The 19,991-nt window shown below is 59.7% G+C and carries 13 protein-coding genes, 1 tRNA gene and 1 pseudogene; 10 read left to right on the top strand and 5 right to left on the bottom strand.

Annotated features, from left to right (window positions below; genetic code table 11):
* Positions 1-20 precede the first annotated feature (20 nt).
* A complete protein-coding gene (aceA, locus tag FHT77_RS03650) occupies positions 21-1,310 on the bottom strand; it encodes an isocitrate lyase (protein ID WP_183752596.1) in 1,290 nt (429 codons plus the stop codon).
* Between the two features lie 191 nt (positions 1,311-1,501).
* On the opposite strand from aceA, the gene FHT77_RS03645 reads away from it, so the two are divergent.
* The 5 genes from FHT77_RS03645 (at position 1,502) to FHT77_RS03625 (ending at position 7,116) form a co-directional block, all read left to right on the top strand.
* Positions 1,502-2,914: a short-chain fatty acyl-CoA regulator family protein gene (locus FHT77_RS03645; RefSeq protein ID WP_183752594.1), complete on the top strand. Its 1,413-nt coding sequence runs from the start codon at positions 1,502-1,504 to the stop codon at positions 2,912-2,914.
* Between the two features lie 129 nt (positions 2,915-3,043).
* Positions 3,044-4,144 (top strand): polyamine ABC transporter substrate-binding protein, encoded by a 1,101-nt coding sequence (locus FHT77_RS03640; RefSeq protein ID WP_183752592.1) that lies wholly within the window; start codon positions 3,044-3,046, stop codon positions 4,142-4,144.
* Between the two features lie 93 nt (positions 4,145-4,237).
* Complete coding sequence (locus FHT77_RS03635) at positions 4,238-5,380, top strand: ABC transporter ATP-binding protein (protein WP_183752590.1); 1,143 nt, start codon at positions 4,238-4,240, stop codon at positions 5,378-5,380.
* 3 nt (positions 5,381-5,383) lie between these two features.
* Positions 5,384-6,295, top strand: a complete 912-nt coding sequence (locus FHT77_RS03630; protein WP_114711504.1) for an ABC transporter permease subunit — start codon at positions 5,384-5,386, stop codon at positions 6,293-6,295.
* 2 nt (positions 6,296-6,297) lie between these two features.
* Positions 6,298-7,116, top strand: coding sequence for an ABC transporter permease (locus tag FHT77_RS03625; RefSeq protein ID WP_016552816.1), 819 nt, complete (start codon positions 6,298-6,300; stop codon positions 7,114-7,116).
* On the opposite strand, the gene FHT77_RS03620 is transcribed toward FHT77_RS03625, so the two are convergent.
* The gene (locus FHT77_RS03620) at positions 7,117-8,997 is read right to left on the bottom strand and encodes an AsmA-like C-terminal region-containing protein (protein WP_183752588.1); all 1,881 of its coding nucleotides are present in this window, start codon (positions 8,995-8,997) and stop codon (positions 7,117-7,119) included.
* 161 nt (positions 8,998-9,158) lie between these two features.
* Between FHT77_RS03620 and FHT77_RS03615 the strand changes: the two genes are divergently transcribed.
* Positions 9,159-11,111 carry an acetoacetate--CoA ligase gene (locus tag FHT77_RS03615; RefSeq protein ID WP_183752586.1) on the top strand — a complete coding sequence of 651 codons (1,953 nt, stop codon included), beginning with the start codon at positions 9,159-9,161 and terminating at the stop codon, positions 11,109-11,111.
* Between the two features lie 222 nt (positions 11,112-11,333).
* Here FHT77_RS03615 and FHT77_RS03610 read toward each other — a convergent pair whose 3' ends face one another.
* Positions 11,334-15,047 carry a PAS domain-containing sensor histidine kinase gene (locus tag FHT77_RS03610; RefSeq protein WP_183752584.1) on the bottom strand — a complete coding sequence of 1,238 codons (3,714 nt, stop codon included), beginning with the start codon at positions 15,045-15,047 and terminating at the stop codon, positions 11,334-11,336.
* 213 nt (positions 15,048-15,260) lie between these two features.
* Here FHT77_RS03610 and FHT77_RS03605 point away from each other — a divergent pair, with 213 nt between their 5' ends.
* The 3 genes from FHT77_RS03605 to FHT77_RS03595 all read left to right on the top strand — a co-directional run bounded on the left by FHT77_RS03605 (position 15,261) and on the right by FHT77_RS03595 (position 17,118).
* Positions 15,261-15,710, top strand: coding sequence for a phasin (locus tag FHT77_RS03605; RefSeq protein WP_183752582.1), 450 nt, complete (start codon positions 15,261-15,263; stop codon positions 15,708-15,710).
* Between the two features lie 127 nt (positions 15,711-15,837).
* Positions 15,838-15,914 (top strand) — tRNA-His (locus tag FHT77_RS03600).
* 214 nt (positions 15,915-16,128) lie between these two features.
* Complete coding sequence (locus tag FHT77_RS03595; protein WP_183752580.1) at positions 16,129-17,118, top strand: potassium channel beta subunit family protein; 990 nt, start codon at positions 16,129-16,131, stop codon at positions 17,116-17,118.
* Positions 17,119-17,240: 122 nt separating this feature from the next.
* On the opposite strand, the gene ppk2 is transcribed toward FHT77_RS03595, so the two are convergent.
* Together ppk2 and FHT77_RS32180 are read right to left on the bottom strand one after the other, a co-directional pair.
* Positions 17,241-18,158: a polyphosphate kinase 2 gene (gene ppk2, locus FHT77_RS03590; RefSeq protein ID WP_183752579.1), complete on the bottom strand. Its 918-nt coding sequence runs from the start codon at positions 18,156-18,158 to the stop codon at positions 17,241-17,243.
* A gap of 58 nt (positions 18,159-18,216) precedes the next feature.
* Positions 18,217-18,534: pseudogene (locus FHT77_RS32180) on the bottom strand (inorganic phosphate transporter); the annotation flags it as partial.
* Positions 18,535-19,288: 754 nt separating this feature from the next.
* Between FHT77_RS32180 and FHT77_RS03580 the strand changes: the two are divergent.
* Positions 19,289-19,873, top strand: a complete 585-nt coding sequence (locus tag FHT77_RS03580; RefSeq protein WP_259126537.1) for a hypothetical protein — start codon at positions 19,289-19,291, stop codon at positions 19,871-19,873.
* The last annotated feature ends 118 nt before the right edge of the window (positions 19,874-19,991 follow it).

Below are 19,991 nucleotides of genomic sequence, written 5' to 3'. Positions count from 1 at the left end.
CATTCTCCTCCTTGGTGCGTTCATTCTGCTGCTGGTTTGAATTGTGCGTGTTCGGTGGATTCTTTCATTGCAGTGGTCGACGAACGTCCGCCGGTGATGGCCATCGAAACGGCATCGAAATAGCCGGTGCCGACTTCGCGCTGATGCTTGGTCGCGGTGTAGCCGTTGATCTCCGCTGCGAATTCGGCTTCCTGCAGTTCGGAGTAGGCGGCCATCTGCCGGTCCTTGTAGCCGCGGGCGAGCTCGTACATCCCGAAGTTCAACTGGTGGAAGCCGGCAAGCGTGATGAACTGGAACTTGTAACCCATCGCGCCGAGTTCGCGCTGGAACTTGGCGATCGTCGCATCGTCGAGGTTTTTCCTCCAGTTGAACGACGGCGAGCAGTTGTAGGCGAGCAGCTTGCCCGGATGCACCTTGTGGACCCCCTCGGCGAAGCGGCGCGCCTGCTCGAGATCCGGCTTCGAGGTCTCGCACCAGATGAGATCGCAGTGCGGTGCATAGGCCACGGCGCGGGCGATGCACGGCTCCAGTCCGTTGCGAACCTGATAGAAGCCTTCGACCGTGCGACCGGCCTCGTAGTCGACAAAGGGTTGGTCGCGTTCATCGATGTCTGAGGTCAGCAGCTTGGCGGCCTCGGCGTCCGTGCGGGCGATGACGAGCGTCGGGACGCCCATGACATCGGCTGCGAGGCGTGCTGCGTCGAGATTGCGGATGTGCGCGGCAGTCGGGATCAGAACCTTGCCGCCGAGGTGGCCGCATTTCTTCTCGGACGCCAACTGATCCTCGAAATGGACGCCGGCGGCACCGGCCTCGATATAGGCCTTCATAATCTCGAAGGCATTCAGCGGACCGCCGAAGCCTGCCTCCGCGTCGGCGACGATCGGCGCAAACCAGGTCTCGACGGAAAGGCCGTTCCGCTCTGATGTTTCGATCTGGTCGGCGCGCTGCAGGGTCCGGTTGATCCGCTTGGCAAGCTCCGGCCCGGCGTTCGCCGGATAAAGCGACTGGTCCGGGTACATGGCAGAAGCGGTATTGCTGTCTGCGGCGACCTGCCAGCCGGAAAGGTAGATTGCCTTCAATCCGGCACGAACCATTTGCATCGCCTGATTACCGGAGAGCGCGCCGAGGGCGTTGACGAAATCATCCTGATGCAGAAGTTGCCACAGCCGCTTGGCGCCCATTTCGGCGAGGGTATGGCGTAGTTCGACGGAGCCGCGCAGCCGCTTGACGTCATCGATCGAGTAGGGACGCTCGACCCCGTTGAAACGTCCTGCCGGAAGATCCCGGTGCAGCTTGTCAAATTCTGTCATCTCATGCTCCTTGTAGATTGTGTGGTCGGTCTGGATGCTTGACAGAATTTACAAATCCCTGAGAAAAGCCAGAGTTATCTATGGTATAGCGGGCGAAAACGAGTTAGGATGTAAAGCTTTGACAGGTTCGCTTTGTGAATTTGTAAAATATTGTAAATGTCGCTCGTCGAAGTTTTGTAAAGGATTGTCACATGGCGGAGCGCAAGATCTTTGCGGGACCAAAGGTTCGGCGCATTCGAAACGGTCTCGGCTTGACCCAGTCCGCGATGGCCGAGGCGCTCGGGATCTCTCCGTCCTATCTCAACCTTATCGAGCGCAACCAGCGGCCACTGACCGTGCAACTGCTCTTGAAGCTGTCTTCGGTCTACAAGGTCGATCTGGAGGAGCTGAGGGAAGGCAGTGGCGGCAGTCTCGATCAACTGAGGGAGATTTTTGCGGATCCGCTGCTGGCGGGCGAACTGCCCGGCGATCAGGAGCTCGTCGAGGTCGCGGAAGCAGCGCCCAACGCGGCCAGTGGCATCATCAAGCTGTACCGCGCCTACAGCGAACAGGCGAGCCGCTTGTCGGACCTGACGTCCCTGACAGCGGGACCGGGACAAATGCCGCTGGCGGGCGCGCGGCTTCCAGCCGACGAAGTCCGCGATGTTCTAGAGCGGCGCTCCGCCTATTTTCCTGAGCTGGAGGCAGCGGCAGAGGCCTTCCTGGCCCGCTTTACCGAGGTGCGTGATTTGCCGGCGGCGTTCAAGGAGTGGCTCGGGGCGGAGCGCGGGATCAGTGTGCGTGTCCTTCCAGTTCATGTCATGCCCGACCTGCGGCGCCGCTTCGACCGGCACTCGATGCGTCTCTTCGTCTCCGAGCGACTGTCACCGGCCGATCAAGCGCACGAGGTCGCCATCGAGGTTGCGACGCTCGCCTTGCGCGATGCCATCCTGGTGGAGCTCGACGGTCTGGCGCTGTTGACGCCGGAGGCGAAGCGGATAGCCCGCTTCGAACTCTCTCGTTACGGCGCGTTGGCGCTCGCCATGCCCTACGCGCCATTCCTCTCTGCAGCTCAAGCCGGCCGATACGATGTCGACATCCTTCGCTCGCGCTTCGGCGTTTCCTATGCGCAGGCGGCGGCCCGGCTGGTCACGCTGCAGCGTCCGGGTGCCTCCGGCATTCCATTCTTCATGATGGAGATCGATGCGGCTGGCCACCGGCTGCGGCGTGCGGGAGCGCAGGGTTTCCCGCATTCGCGTTTTGGCGGCGGCTGTCCCAAGCTGAACATTCATGCGGCCTTCCTTCAGCCCGGCCAGATTCTTGCCGAAACGGTCGAACTGCCGGATGGCGGTCGCTACCTCACCGTCGCCCGGACGCTGGAGGGGCCGAACGTTGCGTTCGGCGAGCGGGTGAGGCGCACGGCATTACTACTCGGCTGCGAGGCGGTGACCGGTGAAGCGTCGGTCTATGGTCAGGTTGTAACTGCGCAGCAGCCGGTCCTGATCGGACCCGCCTGCCGCCTGTGTGAGCGGCGCGGTTGCCTCTCGCGCGCCGAGCCGCCCGTCACGCGACCGTTGGGCCTCGATGAGATGGTTGCAGGCCTCAGCAGCTTCGACTTTCAATGACTGTGAAATGATTGAGACTACTGGTTTTTGCGCTTGTCGGCTTCCGAAAACCTTTCTAGTCTGCCTGCAAAACCAGAGGGGCGGCGTCGGCAAACGGCACCGCAAAGCAAGAAGAAAACAGGAGATAGCATGAGGTCAGTAATCGCAAGACTTGCAGCGAGCGCCGTTATACTCGCGTTCGCCGCTGCGCCGTCCTTTGCGCAGGAGCGTGTGGTCAACATCTACAACTGGTCGGACTACATCGACAGCTCCATCCTGGAAGACTTTACCAAGGAAACGGGGATCAAGGTCGTCTACGACACCTTCGATTCCAACGAGACGGTTGAAACAAAGCTGCTTGCTGGCGGCACCGGTTACGACGTGGTCGTGCCGAGCGGCGACTTCCTTCAACGCCAGATCCAGGCCGGCGTCTTCCAGAAGCTCGACAAATCCAAGCTGCCGAATCTCTCTAATATGTGGGATATGATCCAGCAGCGCACCGCCATGTACGACCCCGGTAACGAATACGCGGTGGACTATATGTGGGGCACCAACGGCATCGGTTACAACAAGAAGAAGGTCGCAGAGATCCTCGGACCCGACGCAAAGGCGCCGGGCCTTGAAGCAATCTTCGATCCGGCGGTTGCGGCAAAATTCAAGGATTGCGGCATCTATATGCTGGATGCACCAAAGGACGTCATGCCGTCGGCCCTGACCTATATCGGCCTTGATCCCAATTCGAGCAAGCCGGCCGATCTGCAGAAGGCCGGCGAACTGCTGGAAAAGGTAAGGCCCTTCGTTCGCAAGTTCCATTCCTCGGAATATATCAACGCCTTGGCCAACGGTGACATCTGCATCGCGTTCGGTTACTCCGGCGACATCTTCCAGGCTGCCAACCGTGCGACCGAAGCCAAGAATGGCGTCGAAGTCGGTTATTCCATTCCGTCACAGGGCGCGCAGATGTGGTTCGACATGATGGCGATCCCGGCGGATGCCAAGCACGTCGCCGAGGCGCACGAATTCCTCAACTACATGATGAAGCCTGAGGTTATCGCCAAGGCCAGCAACTATGTGTTCTACGCCAACGGCAACAAGGCGTCTCAGCAGTTCATCGACAAGGAAGTCCTCGACGACCCGTCGGTCTATCCGAGTGAGGACGTGATGAAGAAGCTCTACAGCGTCACACCATGGGATCCGAAAACGCAGCGCACCGCGACCCGGATCTGGACGAAAGTCGTCACCGGCCAATAACGAAAATTAGGCCCGGCCGGTAACGCCCGGGCCTTTTCTTTCCGTGCCGGCCTCGGGGAAGCCGGCTCCTAGAATGACTTTTCGGGGCACAATATGAAGTCACTTGGCAATATCCGCCGCTCCTTTTCACCGTGGACAGACCCGGCATCGAAGCCGTTTATATCGTTCAACAACGTCACGAAGCGATTTGGCGACTTCACGGCCGTCGACGACCTGTCTCTGAATATCTATCACCGCGAATTCTTTGCTCTGCTCGGGGCTTCCGGCTGCGGAAAGTCGACGCTGCTGCGCATGCTTGCAGGCTTCGAGCAGCCGACTTCGGGCGAAATCGTCCTCGACGGCACAAACCTTGCCGGCACGCCGCCCTATAAGCGGCCGGTCAACATGATGTTTCAGTCCTACGCGCTCTTTCCGCATATGACCGTGGAAAAGAATATCGCCTTCGGCCTGCGCCAGGATGGCATGCCGAAGGAGGAGATTGCCGAGCGCGTTCTGCAGATGCTGAAGATGGTGAAGCTCGAGAAGTTCGCCGCGCGCAAGCCGAACCAGCTGTCCGGTGGCCAGCGCCAGCGCGTTGCTCTGGCGCGTTCCCTTGCCAAGCGGCCGAAGGTGCTGTTGCTCGACGAGCCGCTTGGCGCGCTGGACAAGAAGCTGCGTGAGGAAACGCAGTTCGAGCTCATGGATCTGCAGCAGAACCTCGGCCTGACCTTTGTCGTGGTCACCCACGACCAGGAAGAGGCGATGACCATGGCCGATCGAATTGCGGTGATGAGCCACGGCAAGGTCGTCCAGGTGGCGACGCCGGCCGAGATCTACGAGGCGCCGAACTCCCGCTTTGTTGCTGACTTCATCGGTGACGTGAACATCTTCGATGGCAAGGTCGCGAGCGCGAATGACAGCACCGTCGAGATTGCCGTCGACGAAGATTTCTCGATCAGCGTCGTCACCCCCGAAAAGCCGACCATGGGCTCGTCTGTCGGCTTCGCGATCCGTCCGGAAAAGCTCAAGGTTTCACGCAAGCCGCCTGCCAATCCAAAGGTGAACGCGGCCTCCGGGGAGCTGTGGGACATCGGCTATCTCGGCGACATGACGGTTTTCCACGTGAAGCTGACGAGCGGCAAGGTGGTCAAGGCCTCGCTTCTCAATGCCCAACGCGCCGTCGACGATCCGTTTACTTACGATCAGGAAGTCTGGATCACCTTCGCCGAGGATGCCGGCGTCCTTCTCAAGGATTGAACCATGGGCAAGCTCGGTTCCGCTTTCTACAATCGCCTGGTCATCATCGTTCCCTATGTCTGGCTGCTGCTGTTCTTCCTGGCGCCGTTCTTCATCGTCTTCCGCATATCGCTGTCGACGACGGCAATCGCCATGCCCCCCTACGAGCCGGTTTTTTCGCTCGGTGATGGCTTGGCCGGTTTCTGGGAAAAAGTCGGCACCTTTTCCTTCGACAACTATAGCTACCTCATCGATGATCCGCTCTATGTGAACGCTTACATATCGAGCCTGGTGATCGCCGGCATCTCGACGTTCCTGACGCTGCTGATCGCCTATCCGATCGCCTACGGCATGGCACAGGCGCCGCGCAGCATTCGTCCGACGCTGCTGATGCTCGTCATCCTGCCGTTCTGGACGAGCTTCCTTATCCGGGTCTACGCCTGGATCGCGATCCTGAAGCCGGAAGGATTGTTCAATCAGCTTCTGCTATCGCTGCACGTCATCGACACCCCGCTGATCATCCTGAACACCAATGTCGCGGTCTATATCGGCATCGTCTATTCCTACCTGCCGTTCATGGTCCTGCCGCTCTACTCCTCGCTGGAAAAGATGGATGGCACCTTGATCGAAGCTGCGCAGGATCTTGGCTGCACGCCGATCAGCGCGTTCTGGCGAGTGACTTTCCCGCTGTCGCTGCCCGGCGTCGTCGCCGGCTGCATGCTCGTGTTTATCCCCGCTGTCGGCGAGTTCGTTATCCCGGATCTCCTTGGCGGATCGCAGACGCTGATGATCGGCAAGACGTTGTGGAACGAATTCAATTCCAACCGCGACTGGCCAGTGTCCTCGGCTGTCGCGACCATCCTGCTGCTGATCCTGGTGATCCCGATCGTGTTCTTCCAGAACGCGCAGGCCAAGGCCGATGAGCAGGGGAGATAGACATGCTGAGATGGACCCGTTTCAACGTCGCTTCCGTCGCGCTCGGCTTTGCGTTTCTCTACCTGCCGATCGTTCTTCTGGTCGTGTTTTCCTTCAACGAGTCGAAACTCGTGACCGTCTGGGGTGGCTTTTCGGCCAAATGGTACGTCTCGCTCCTTCATAATCAGGCTTTGCTCGATGCGGCCTGGGTGACGATCCGCGTCGGGATACTCTCGGCCACCGCGGCAACGATCCTCGGAACGCTCGCCGCGATCGCTCTGGTGCGTTACACGCGCTTTCGCGGGCGCATGCTGTTTTCCGGCATGGTGTACGCGCCGCTGGTCATGCCCGAGGTGATCACCGGCCTGTCGCTTCTGCTGCTCTTCGTCGCAATCGGCCTGGACCGCGGCTTCTGGACGATCACGCTGGCGCACACGACGCTGACCATGTGCTTCGTTGCCGTTGTTGTGCAATCGCGGCTGCTGAGCTTCGACCGATCGATCGAGGAGGCGGCCCAGGATCTCGGCTCGCCGCCCGTGCGGACGTTCTTCGAAATCACGCTGCCGATTATTGCGCCTGCAGTGCTTTCCGGCTGGATCCTCGCCTTCACATTGTCGCTGGATGACCTTGTCATCGCGAGCTTCACCTCCGGCCCCGGAGCGACGACGCTGCCGATGAAGATCTACAGCCAGGTCCGCCTCGGGGTAACGCCCGAGATCAATGCGGTCTGCACTATTCTGATCGGCATCGTGGCGATTGGCGTCATCTGTGCATCGACGATCACGAAGCGCCGCGAACTGCAGCGCGAGCGGGACGAGCGTGCGGCGGCAAACGCGCCGTGACTATTTGGTCGACCCCTGCTGCGTGACCGGGGCAGGCGAGATAACCGGCTCCGGCCACGCACCGCCAACGAAGAATGGGAGAGGCGGCAAGCTCGGTGATACCGTTGGGTCGGTCGCCTCGATCGTTCCCGACAAGGCCAATCCACTCGACCGATAAGGAATGACGCCCGAAAGGATCAGCGTCTGCTGCGGTCCCTCGATCCGTGCCCCGTGGATTGTCGCTGCGCCGTCCGCGAGGTCCGCGGTGATGTCGAAATTGTCGAAAGCGAAGGCGCGATGGGATACTGAATTCAAGGGAAAGAAGTCGGCCCGTGCTGCCTCTTCGCGCACCGCTTCCGCATCAAATCCTGGAAGTGAGCCCGACCGCGCGCGGAAGGCGATCCTTCCCGTCACGTCGCTGGCGCCTGCCTTCCAGAGCGGCATCAATGTCTTCACCGACATGTCCAGCGAACCCGTTGCAAGCGGCAGCGGTCCTTGGAGCTGAAGCCGCTCGATCAGGCCGGCAAAGTCGGCACCCCGGATCGACAGTTGCAATCTGCCACCGCCGTCGAAATCCCCACGCATCGCCTCCAAGTGAGCAGATAGTTCGCCGCCCTCGAATTGGCTGTCGCCGATGTCGAACTTCGCCTCGTTGCTGGAAACGATGATGCTGGCCCCGACGTCCGATAGCGTGAAAGGCTCCACCAGCGCCTGCTTGGCGGAAAGCCGCAGGTCGAGGTCCAGCTTTTGCAGAAGTCCGCCATCGGGCGGTCCATCCGCCTCACCGGCGGCCAGGCGCAGGATAAACGCATCGAACAGCGACCGGAAATTCATTTGGTCGAAAGCGAGCGTGCCGCCGAGCTTGGCGCGTTTGCCCGGTGGAAAGGCCACATCCATAGCACCGCGCGCATTCGATCCATTCATGCTCATGTTGACATTGTCGAAGCGGAAGCCGTTCGGCACCGACGCGACATCCGTCTCGAGCGAGAAGGTCCGAAGGGTCGCGATACCCGGCAGCGATCGGTCGACCCATGTCAGCAGTGCCGGCATGTCGGGGATGCTGAGCGCCATGTTGCCGGAGAGGTCGAAGAGATGCGAGATATTTGCCACCCCTTGGAACCGCGCTGTAAGCAGGCCGGAAGTCAGCGACGCCGTCATCTCCGCGCTCTTGCCGCCGAAGATGAGCAATGGGCTGCGGGAGGAAAAATCGAGCTTCAAATCCTGTCCGCTCGTCCGTGCGATCAACACGGCGGTGATTGGGCTCGACAGTTTGCGCCAGCTGACATCGGCCGTCACGCCGTCGAAACGGAACGTCCTGCCGCTGGCGACGTCGGCGACATTCACTGTCCCGTCCTCAACGGTAATCGCCCCGATGGCGGCATCCAGCTTTTTGTCGAGGACTTCTCTTCCGCCTTCTTCACGCGCATTGGCGATCGCCTTTGCCAGAAGCCCCTCATTGGTCCAGTCGATCACGCCGCTGCTTTCACGCGTCAGCAGCAGGTTGGGGCGCAGAAGATGGAACTCGTGGAAGCTTGCACGCCCTCTGATCGCGTCAATCAGGCTGAACTCGGCGGAAAGGCTTTCGACCGTCCCAAGCAGCTTGGCGCCGTCATCTTTCTGGCGAACGGAGATCTTGCTGAGGATGATGCGAGGCGTCGGCCAGAATTCGATGACCGGCTTGCCGGCGATCTCTGCCCGATAGCCTGCCCATTTCGAAAGCGCATCCTCAATGCCGGATCGAACAAGGCCGGTGGAAATCAGATAGGGGGCGGCCACCCGAAGCGCGACGAAGATCGACAAGACAACGAGCAGCGTGACTGTTACCAGCCTCGCAAAGCTTGGCAGCCAGCCGGTCACTGGCCTGATTTTGTTCCACCACCGCGGCTGTCGTGACGTCCCCATATAATCCGCCAGTCTCCTTGGGTAGTTGCCCTTAATGCTCTGAAATGCCGGATATATCAAATGCCGTTTGCTTGCAAATACATGCCGCTGGCCGTGCTCGTCACTGCCCTTATAAGCTGATATTGCATTGTATATAGGCGAGCGAACAGAAGGAGTGTCGAATGCGCGACGATAAGCCACTTTGGGTGCCATCTCAGGCATCGATCGAGGCAAGTCCGATGTATGCCTTCATGAAGAAGTGCAACCGCGACTTTGGGCTCTCATTGGCAGGCTATGGCGACCTGCACGCATTTTCCGTCGCTGATCGGGAGCGGTTCTGGACATCCGTCTGGGACTTCTGCGGTGTCAAAGGCGAGCGCGGAATCCCGGCGCTTGTCAATGGCGATGTCATGTTGGATGCGCGCTTCTTCCCTGATGCCACCCTGAATTTTGCCGAGAATCTGCTTTGCCAAGAAGGTGCCGACGATGCGCTGATTTTTCGCGGCGAAGACAAGGTCGCCGACCGCTGGAGCTGGGATCGGCTGCGCGATTTGGTTTCCAGGCTGCAGCAGGTGTTCAAGTCGATGGGCATCGGCTCCGGGGATCGCATTGCGGCGATGATGCCGAACATGCCGGAAACGGTGGCCTGTATGCTGGCCGCCGCTTCGATCGGCGCGATCTGGTCGTCGTGTTCGCCAGACTTCGGGGAGCAGGGCGTGCTCGATCGGTTTGGTCAGATCGAGCCGAAGCTCTTTATCGCCTGTGACGGCTATTGGTACGGCGGCAAGCTGCAGGATGTGAAGACCAAGGTCGCGGCCGTGACAAGGCAACTTGGCGTGCCCTGCCTCGTCGTCCACTATGCCGGCGATGCAGCCGCTGTTGTCAACGAGACACCGGGTGGCAAGACGCTGGAAGACTTCATTGCGTCCTTTGAACCACGTCCGGTCGAGTTCACGCGGCTGCCGTTTTCCCATCCCCTCTATATTCTCTTCTCGTCGGGAACGACCGGTGTTCCGAAGTGTATCGTGCACTCCGCCGGCGGCACATTGTTGCAACATCTCAAGGAACACCGGCTGCATTGCGGCATTCAACCCGGCGAAAAGCTCTTCTATTTCACCACCTGCGGCTGGATGATGTGGAACTGGCTGGTAAGCGGACTGGCGGTCGGGGCCACTGTCTGCCTCTTCGATGGCTCGCCTTTCGCGCCCGATGGGAATGTGCTGTTCGACTTTGCCGCAACCGAGAAGTTCGCCGTTTTTGGAACGTCGGCGAAGTATATCGACGCGGTCCGCAAGAGCGGGCTGACACCACGAACAAGCCACGACCTTTCCAGCCTGCGGCTGATGACGTCGACCGGGTCACCGCTTTCGCCCGAGGGCTTCACCTTCGTCTATGAAGGTATCAAGGAAGACGTGCAACTCGCTTCCATTTCCGGAGGGACGGACATTGTCTCCTGTTTCGTCCTCGGTAATCCTTTGCAGTCGGTCTGGCGTGGCGAGATCCAAGGCCCCGGCCTTGGTCTGGCGATGGATGTCTGGGATGACGACGGCAAGCCGGTTCGGCAGGAAAAGGGCGAGCTCGTCTGCACCAAGGCCTTCCCGTCGATGCCCGTGATGTTCTGGAACGATCCGGACGGTGCAAAGTACAAGGCAGCCTATTTCGAGCGTTTCGACAACGTCTGGTGCCACGGCGACTTTGCCGAGTGGACAGAGCATAACGGCATCGTCATCCATGGACGATCCGACGCCACGCTCAACCCCGGCGGCGTCCGCATCGGAACGGCCGAGATCTACAACCAGGTGGAGCAGATGGGCGAAGTCGCAGAAGCGCTCTGCATCGGCCAGGAATGGGATGACGACGTCCGCGTCGTTCTCTTCGTTCGCCTGGCGCCCGGCGCAGCCCTTACCGAGGAATTGACGAAGGCGATCAAGAGCCGCATTCGCACCGGCGCCTCGCCTCGCCACGTACCTGCGAAGATCGTTGCCGTCAGTGATATTCCCCGCACCAAGTCGGGCAAGATCGTCGAGCTTGCCGTGCGCGAAATCGTCCACGGCCGGCCGGTCAAGAACAAGGAGGCGCTCGCCAATCCAGAGGCACTGGAGCTGTTTGCGGGGCTCGAGGAATTGCGTATCTGACCGAGAGAAATAACGAGCCGGTTACAAGCTTTCACCTTTGAGAGATTGAGGACCGTGGCAACCTTTTGTTAAGAGACGTTGGTCAGAAGTGAATTCAACTTGGGGCTGCGCATGAACGATGCAGCCGGAGCGGTTGGCTCCCAAAACATGATGTTGGACTGACTAAGCCCTTGTTGAACAGCACCCAAACTCTGAGGCAGCCTTTTGGCTGCCTTCTTTTGTTCAGCCTGCGAGGACCCGCTGCGACGGGAAGGCGATCTCGACCAATGTTCCTTCGTTGGGTGCGGAGCTAATCGCGAAAATCGCGCGGTTGGCATCTACCATCGCCTTGGTGAGCGGCAGGCCAAGCCCCGTGCCGTCACCGCGGTGTCGCGACTGTGCGGAAACCTGGCGGAATGGCTTCATGGCCTGCTCGAGTTCGCTGCGCGTCATGCCGACACCGGTATCACGCACGCGCAAGACGACGCTGCCGTTTGCCTCGTAGGAGGTTGATACGACGATCTGCCCCCCAGCCGGCGTGAACCGGATCGAGTTGGAAAGGACGTTGAGCGCGATCTGCTTGATCGAGCGAAGATCCGCAACGACATCGGGCACAGCCTGGGAGAGGGCGGTGCGGATGATCACGCGTTGGCTGTTTGCCTGCGGTTGGAGCAACGAAACTGCCTCCGAAATCGCATTGTTCAGATCTATTGCGCCGAAGTCCAGTTCCATTTCCCCGGCCTCGATCTTCGAGATGTCCAGCAGGTCGTTGACGATGTCGAGGACGTGGCGGCCGGAACGACCGATGTCATTGGCGTATTCGACGTAGCGCGGATGCCCGATGGGACCGAAGCGCTCGGTTGCCATCATGTCGGAAAAGCCGATGATTGCATTGAGCGGTGTGCGAATCTCGTGGCTGACACGCGCCAAGAAATCCGTCTTGTGTTCGTTGGCGGTCTCCGCAGCGCTCTTGGCGTTTCGAAGTTCGTCTTCCGTGCGTTTCCATTGGGTAATGTCGCGAATGACCGCGCAATAGCCGCTGGAGGAGGTGAGCCGTCCCATCGTCATGAAGAGCGGCACAAAACCGCCGCCGGCCTCGCGTCCGATCACTTCGCGGCCATCGTTGAGCACGCTTGCGACGCCATGGCCCGACAGGCCGCCGAGGTAGTCGAGTACAGCCTTCTGGCTCTCATGCGCAAACAGCATGACGAACGGCTTCCCGCGGGTCTCGTCCTCGTCGTAATTGAAAAGCGCGCTGGCGGAGCGATTCATCGAACGGATGTCACCCTCCGCGCCGATCACCACGACCCCGTCTGTTGCCGTTTCGAGGATCGACCGTAGCTCCTCGACCTCCACCTGCAGCTTGGCGACCTTCTCCAGCATCCTTTCGAAGGAGCGGGGCTCCGCAGGCGGCACAGGTCGCGTCGGAACCACCGCATCACTTGCTGCCGGCATCAGGGCGAGCATCAAGGCGCTGCTTTCTTCCCAGCGAATGGACTGCAGCCGTGCCGTGACTGGAATGAGACTATCGTCGGCCGTTACCAGCATCATCGAGCCGGAGCTGCCTTCGAGCTCCGAGCGCTGCAGCAGCGCATCGATGCCGCCCACCTCGCTTAATTCCTCAAGCGACTTGTAGCCGGTCAGTCGCATGAACTCCGGGTTCGCGTGGATCAATTCGTCGCCGGCGTGCACGAGGACGGCGACGGGGAGCTGGTCGACGGTCGCGGCGGACAGTCCCCCGATCATTTTGGCGCGCGGCGGAATGAAGCTTGCCAGCATATCCATTTGGCTGACGGTTTCTTCCAGCCCTTCGGTCACATCGTCTTCGCCAGGCTCGCTGGTATCGACCGTCTCGCCTTCACTGCCCTCAGCCTTGGTGATGTCTTGATCTTCAAACGAGGCGTCTGTGGCCGCTTCATCAACATGCCCGGTGATTGCCTGCGTATCCGCTGCGGGCGCGTCATGCTCTTCAGTCTCGCTCACCGCAGGCTCGTCGTCGCGCACTTCCGGCTCTCGGACGCCGAAGGCTTCGAGCCGTTTGGCGATCTCGCGGAAATTTGCCTGCTCGGCCGAGGTCAGCCGCGGGCCGACGCCATGCAGTTGCACGATCTTGTCCGTCAGGCGACGGCTTGGGGTTTCGACAATCCGCAAGGCCGGCGGCTCGGCGGCTGGCGACGGATTGACTGTCGGCTCGGTCCTCACTTCGTCGTCAGCGTCGGCGGTAGCAGGTTCCTCTGCGGTGGGCGCTTCGGATGGGGGCGTCGTTGCCTCTGTCTCGTCGCTGGCCGCCACTTCTTCGGCGCGCGCCGGCGCCGCATCATCCTCGGAGGCCTCTGGCTGGTCGGGTATTGCGGCGTCATCGATCAAGCCGTTCGGACCAAGCGTCAGTCCAAGCGCCAGAGGGTCTTCGGCCGCATCGGACAGGCGCACGACGCCAAATCCTCGAAAGCCGTCGAATTCGCGGCTGCGTGTATAGGTGGGCAGGGCTGCGAGATCGACCGGTACGGCCAGGCTCGTTCCCTCGATTGGCCAATGGATCGTCTTGCCGGACCAGGTGTCGCGGCGCGCCAGAGCTTCGCTGATCTTGCCTTCAGGATCGAGATTGAAGAGCGCCGCAATGTCGCTGAACGGCGTGCCGATGATATCAACTGCATGCGGTCCCACTGCTTCGGCAAACTCATTTGACACCTCGCTGAACCGCCCTGCCGCGTCGATTTTCCAGACGAAGCGGGTGGCGCGGCTGTTCGGGTGGAAAACGAAGGCATCAGCCTTGGCAGCCGGCTCAGGTTCCGGCTGCTCTCTCTTGGCAGCGATTTCGACACCATGATCGGTTGTCCCCGGGCTTTCCACAGCTGGCGCTTCTGCTGGGATCTCTTCGGCCGCTGTCGGTTCCTCGTTCGAGGCGATAGAAACCGGCTCGTTCCCGGCTCCATCCGATATTGTTTCCATTGCCGGTACGTCCGCATAGGCTTCGACGGAGTGTTCTTCGACCGGCATGGGTAGCTCACGGGCGTTTTCCGGCACCGGCCCGTCCTCTTGGCTCATCACCTCAGGAGCCGGCTCGGCGTCCATCGCGTCTTCGGCGATTGCAGCAGGGTCCGAGTTCACCGCTTCCGCGACATCGCCTTCATGGAGGTTCTCGTCGAGAGGCTCTTCCAGGTCTTCGATGCCGGCAATGGCATCGATCGCATCGACGAAGTTTGCTGTCTCCGGCGCTTCGTTATGGTTAACGGCGGCTGTGGATAAGTCGTCTTCAGGGGCCGTCGGGGTGTCGATCGGGTCGAGGTGCCCGATGACGGTTTCGACCGCAAAAAGCAGATTGAGCACCGGCTCGTCGCTGAGTCGTCCGACGGCCGCCGGAAGGTAGCCCTTGCCGGTCGCGACGGGCCGCTTCACCAATCGATCGGCATGATCGCCGGCCATCGTGGTCATGGCCTTGGCGGTCTGCTGTGTGACACCGAGCGCTGCGAAACCGGGGGAGGCGGCGATGATTTCGCCGCCAGCGCCGATTACAGCCATATGCGTATCCGGGTCGTCGAGCCCTTTTAGCATCTGTTCTGCGGAGGCCTTGATCGACAGTGCACGAGTCGCGACCGGCAGCGACAGGAGAACGCCGCGTTCGCCCGAGGAAAGGCGGATTAGTTCTACCGTTGCCTGAACGGCAACGCGCTGGAAGCCACTGGCAATTCGGATCATGAAGTTGCGGCTGTCGCCCACATTCACAAGCTGCCGGGCTGTCACCTGCAACTGGCGAAAGGTGATGTCGGCGCCGTCGATGCCCTGGTCCAGCAGGTCGTAGACTGCCGATTGCCCGAAGAGTTCAGCGCCAGCGCCGTTTGCCCAGAGAGCACGGCTGAGATCCGCCGAAAGCAGCACCATCGCTTCGCCGCGCGAAAAACGTTCCCGCACGCGTGGATGCACGGCGATGTCGATGAACGGATATTGGACTGCGGGCATGATCGAACCTTCAGCTTCGGTCATTCTGAAATTAATAGTCTATTAATAACGATAGGCCGGAATGGGGTCCAGAACAGCCCTCGGCTTTCGGCCGAAAAGGTTAACGCGTTGTGCGACGCACAAAGATGTTGCAATGCACAAAAACTTGCGCTATATAATGAACATCTAACCTACGAGGCGATATCCATGCCGAGGCAAAAGGAGCACAAACCAATGGCGAGCATAAAGATGGACGACGTTTTTTCAATGTCGTCGTTTGATCCTTCCAAGTTCACTGAATCCTTCCGGGATTTCGCGGAAAAGGGCGCGCAGCAGTCGCGCGAAGCCTACGCGAAGATGAAGACCGCTGGCGAGGACGCGAGCAAGACGCTCGAAGCAACGGTTCAGACAGCCCAGGCCGGCGCTGTTGAAATCGGCCACAAGGCAATCGACGCTCTGCGCACGAACGCAGAAAACTCGCTGACGCACATGGAAGCTCTGCTTGCCGTCAAGTCAGTCGCCGAACTCGTCGAACTGCAGACCACCTTCCTGCGCAAGCAGGTCGAGCTGACGATCGAGCAGGCCAAGGCGATGCAGGAAACCTCCAAGCAGGTTGCCGAAAAGCTTGCCAAGCCTTCCAAGGAAGCAGCTGAAAAGGTCATGGCCTCCTTCAAGGCGGCCTGATTTTTCGAGACGACACACGAAGAGGCTGGACCATTTGTCCGGCCTTTTTGTATATTGGGGAGAGATAGGACTTGAATTAATTTCCAAGTCCTCGTATGTGACCCCCGTCGCGTCGGACGCGATTTGTGCGGTTGTAGCTCAGTTGGTTAGAGCGCAGGTTTGTGGCACCTGAGGTCGGAGGTTCGAGACCCCCCAACCGTACCATTCTCCCCCAAGAAAATTAGTTGCAGTACGCGGGTGGTGAAGAAGCCATCCTTATACGTCGCTCCGACGAGCGATGTCGCCTTGCCCGCCTTTCCGCGGCAGGTCCTTCACTCCGCACTCTCACTTTTTGCCTTGCACCCGAGCGCGATAAGGCTAGGTTCGCTACGAACAGCCGCCCGGCTGGTTTCTTGTAAACATTCGTAGGAGATTCGTGATGGAGTATCGTCGTCTTGGCAAATCAGGCCTGAAAGTCAGCGAATTCTCCTTCGGATCTTGGGTCACCTTTGGCAAGCAGGTGGAGGGCGGCGATGCGGTCAGCCTGATGAAGCTCGCCTATGACGACGGTGTGAACTTCTTCGACAATGCCGAAGGCTACGAGAGTGGAAAATCCGAGCTTGTCATGGGCGAAGCGCTCAAGACGCTCGGCTGGAGCCGCGATAGCTTCATCGTCTCCAGCAAGGTCTTCTGGGGTGGTGAGAAGCCGACGCAACGCGGGCTGTCGCGCAAGCACGTGACCGATGCCGCCCACGCCGCGCTGAAACGGCTGCAGGTCGAGTACCTAGACCTCTATTTCTGCCACCGGCCGGATATCGATACGCCGATCGAAGAGACGGTTCGGGCGATGCACGATCTCGTGGCGCAGGGGAAGATCCTCTACTGGGGAACCTCGGAATGGTCGGCGCAGCAGTTGACCGAAGCCTATGCCGTCGCGCGAGATCTTCGCATCACGCCGCCAACGATGGAGCAGCCCCAATACAACATATTCGAGCGCCAGAAGGTGGAAGCCGAATATCGGCCACTCTACGATCTTCTGGGTCTCGGAACCACGATCTGGTCGCCGCTTGCGTCGGGCGTCCTCACCGGCAAATACAATGACGGTGTGCCGGCTGACAGCCGCATGAACCTTCCCGGATACGAGTGGCTGAAGGAGAAGCTATCGAGCGATGCAGGCCGCGCCCAGCTCGCAAAGGTCCGCGAGTTGGCGAAGCTTGCAGACGAGATCGGGATATCGATCACACACCTGGCTCTGCTGTGGTGCCTGGCCAACAAGAACGTCTCGACCGTCATTCTTGGCGCATCGCGCACAAGTCAGTTGCGGGATAATCTTGCCGCCCTATCGCATAGGGACAAATTGACGCCAGACGTGCTCGACCGGATCGACACAATCACCGGAAACAAACCGGCGGCGCCCCAGCGGTTCTAACTGCGCTAGACCCGCAGAGCCGCACGCGAGCCGACGTCTTGCGACCGGCCGGAGCACGTGGCTGGATGCGTCGTCACGCGGAGGCCGGTCTGGCGGGCGTAGCCCGTCAGACACAAGGCGGGTCAATACTTCGGGGGAACGTAGAGCTCCTGCGGCAGCACCTTGCGCTCGTAGTCGGGATTGAAGACGCGGTCGGGCAGCGTGATTTCCTCGTGTGGAACATCGCCGTAGGGTATTTGCTGCAGCAGGTGATCGATGCAGTTCAGTCGGGCACGCTTCTTGTCGTTGCCTTCCACGATATGCCACGGCGCTTCGGGAATATTGGTGCGCGCGAAAGTCTCTTCCTTGGCCTTCGTATAGGCCTCCCAGCGGACGCGCGATTGCAGGTCCATCGGCGACAACTTCCACTGCTTCAGGGGATCGTGAATGCGAACGAGGAAGCGCATCTGCTGCTCTTCGTCGGTGATCGAGAACCAGTACTTGACGAGCCGGATGCCGGAACGGACGAGCATGCGCTCGAATTCCGGAACGTCGTTGAAGAATTGATCGACCTGGTCCTCGGTCGCAAATCCCATGACGCGCTCAACGCCAGAGCGATTGTACCAGGAGCGATCGAAGAGGACGATTTCACCGCCAGCCGGCAAATGCGGCACGTAGCGCTGGAAGTACCACTGCGTCTTCTCGCGGTCGGAAGGGGCGGGCAAAGCGACGGTGCGGACGACACGCGGATTGAGGCGCTGCGTGATGCGTTTGATCACGCCGCCCTTTCCTGCGGAGTCGCGACCTTCGAAGATCACGACAACCTTCTCTTTGTTATAGACCACCCAATCCTGAAGCTTGATCAGCTCCGCCTGCAGCGACAACAGCGCGCGGAAATAGTCGAGCCTCGGGATCGAGACCGGATGGGCGTTTCGATAGATCTTGCGGATTGCGTCGGAGAGTGCTGGTTCCGAGAGTTCCAGCTCATAATCCTCATCGAGGGTGTCGGCCAGTTCGGCCTCAAGCCAATCTGAATGTTCGGTGTCGGATTTGTTGTTCATGGACGTTCACCCTGAATGCGTTCGTGGCAAGGTTTGAAGTAAGGTTGCCGAGCCGGCGTCAGAACAATTGGCGCAAGACGACAAACAAAAGAAAGGCGATCATGATCGAGGCAGGAAGTGTCAAAATCCACGCCATCAGCATGTTCCTGACCGTCGACCATTGCAGCCCCGAGCCGTTCGCGGCCATCGTCCCGGCCACACCTGACGATAGTACATGTGTCGTGGAAACCGGCAATCCCAGGTGATCGGCTGCACCGATCGTTGCCATTGCCACGACTTCGGCAGCGGCACCTTGGCCATAGGTCAAGTGCGTCTTGCCGATTTTCTCGCCGACCGTGACGACAATGCGCTTCCAGCCGACCATCGTGCCCAGCCCCCCAAGTTCCGCCGGCATCGACCGTGTGTAGATGACGGTCGCAACGGCGTTGGCCGTGTCATGGAAGCCGTTTACGAACTCGAAGCCGAGCGCAATGAGCAGCGCGATCCCAAGCAGAATCCAGGGAACGGCGACGGCGCTGGTTGGCTCCCGGCCAAGCGCGCAGGCAACATAACCAAGTCCTGCAAGGAGCAGGATCAAGAAGACTGGGTGGAACCATCTTGCTGCGCTGCGTCCCTCCAGTGGGTGGCTCGCTCGATCGTGGCGATGTTCTTCACCCTGAACTATTGTCATCTTTCGGCTCCTCTTGGGACTGGTCCTTAGTCGGGTCTATTCCCATAGAATGAAGCTCCTGTGACATCAGGCGCCCGGCCTGTGCATTGAGTGCAAAGAATTTCTCATCTTATACGTGCGGCTTTCCTTGAATTAGGCAAAGATACATTGCGATATCTCTATATGGACGCGGTTCAGCCACCTTCTCGCCGCCCTTTGTTCATTCTTTACTAATAAATCCATTGCCGGGGAACGGGGCACCAAAGAGGGATCACAGACTGTCGGAACGTTAATTCGCTCACTTGTAGATGCCGATCGATATCGGCGCCTGGTGCGATTTCCCGTGTCCTGACACTCAGACCTACCTGCGTTCCAACGCTGTGATCCAAAGAATGAAAGGTGCATAAGTATGGGATTTACTCTCCTTATTCAGACTCTCAGCCAAGATCCTGCAGTATCAATCAAGTCTGCATTGAGAATAGTGCATTTCATTGGGTTGGCACTCGGGCTTGGCGCCGCAACAGTGCTCGATCTTCTTGTGTTGCGGTTTTTGGTCAGAGGCAAGATCACCGAAGATCATTGGAAGGTCTTCAAGTTCGGCTCTAAAGTCGTTAACTGGGGCCTGATCCTGCTCTGGGCCACAGGACTTGGTTTTCTCACTTATTATGGTGCGTTCGATCCGGCGAAGCTGGGCAATGAGAAGATCTGGGCCAAGATGACCATCGTGCTCATCCTGACCGTCAACGGCGGCTTTATCCACTCCGTCATCCTTCCGCGCGTAAAGAAGCAGATCGGTCGTTCGATCATGGAAGGCCTGCCGTCGTCGCATCGTAGTGTGTTTATCGTCTCTGGTGCGATTTCGGCCGTCTCCTGGTACGTGCCGATGATGCTCGGCGCGCTGCCGCAACTCAACTTCGCAGTGCCGATGGGTACAATCCTGCTCGCCTACGCGGCCCTGCTGGGCTCGGCGATTTTGTTTGCCCACGCATTGCTGTTCGTCGTCCCGACCGGAAGCTCTGAGGACGCTTCTGAGGAAGACGTCGCTTTGTCCGCCAAGTTTGCGTGACAGCCACATTGAGGCGCGTGATCTTCGGGCCACCCGCTACATGATCCCTTGACCTAGCGGTATCATTGGATCCTACCTATATCCGCTCGGCCTGGACTTGCTTCGGAAAATGCCTTGC

It is taken from the genome of Rhizobium sp. BK181 (assembly GCF_014193305.1).
GTDB lineage: Bacteria > Pseudomonadota > Alphaproteobacteria > Rhizobiales > Rhizobiaceae > Rhizobium.
The sequence above is the reverse complement of the archived record's forward strand: the minus strand, read 5'-3'. Positions and strand labels throughout refer to the sequence as shown.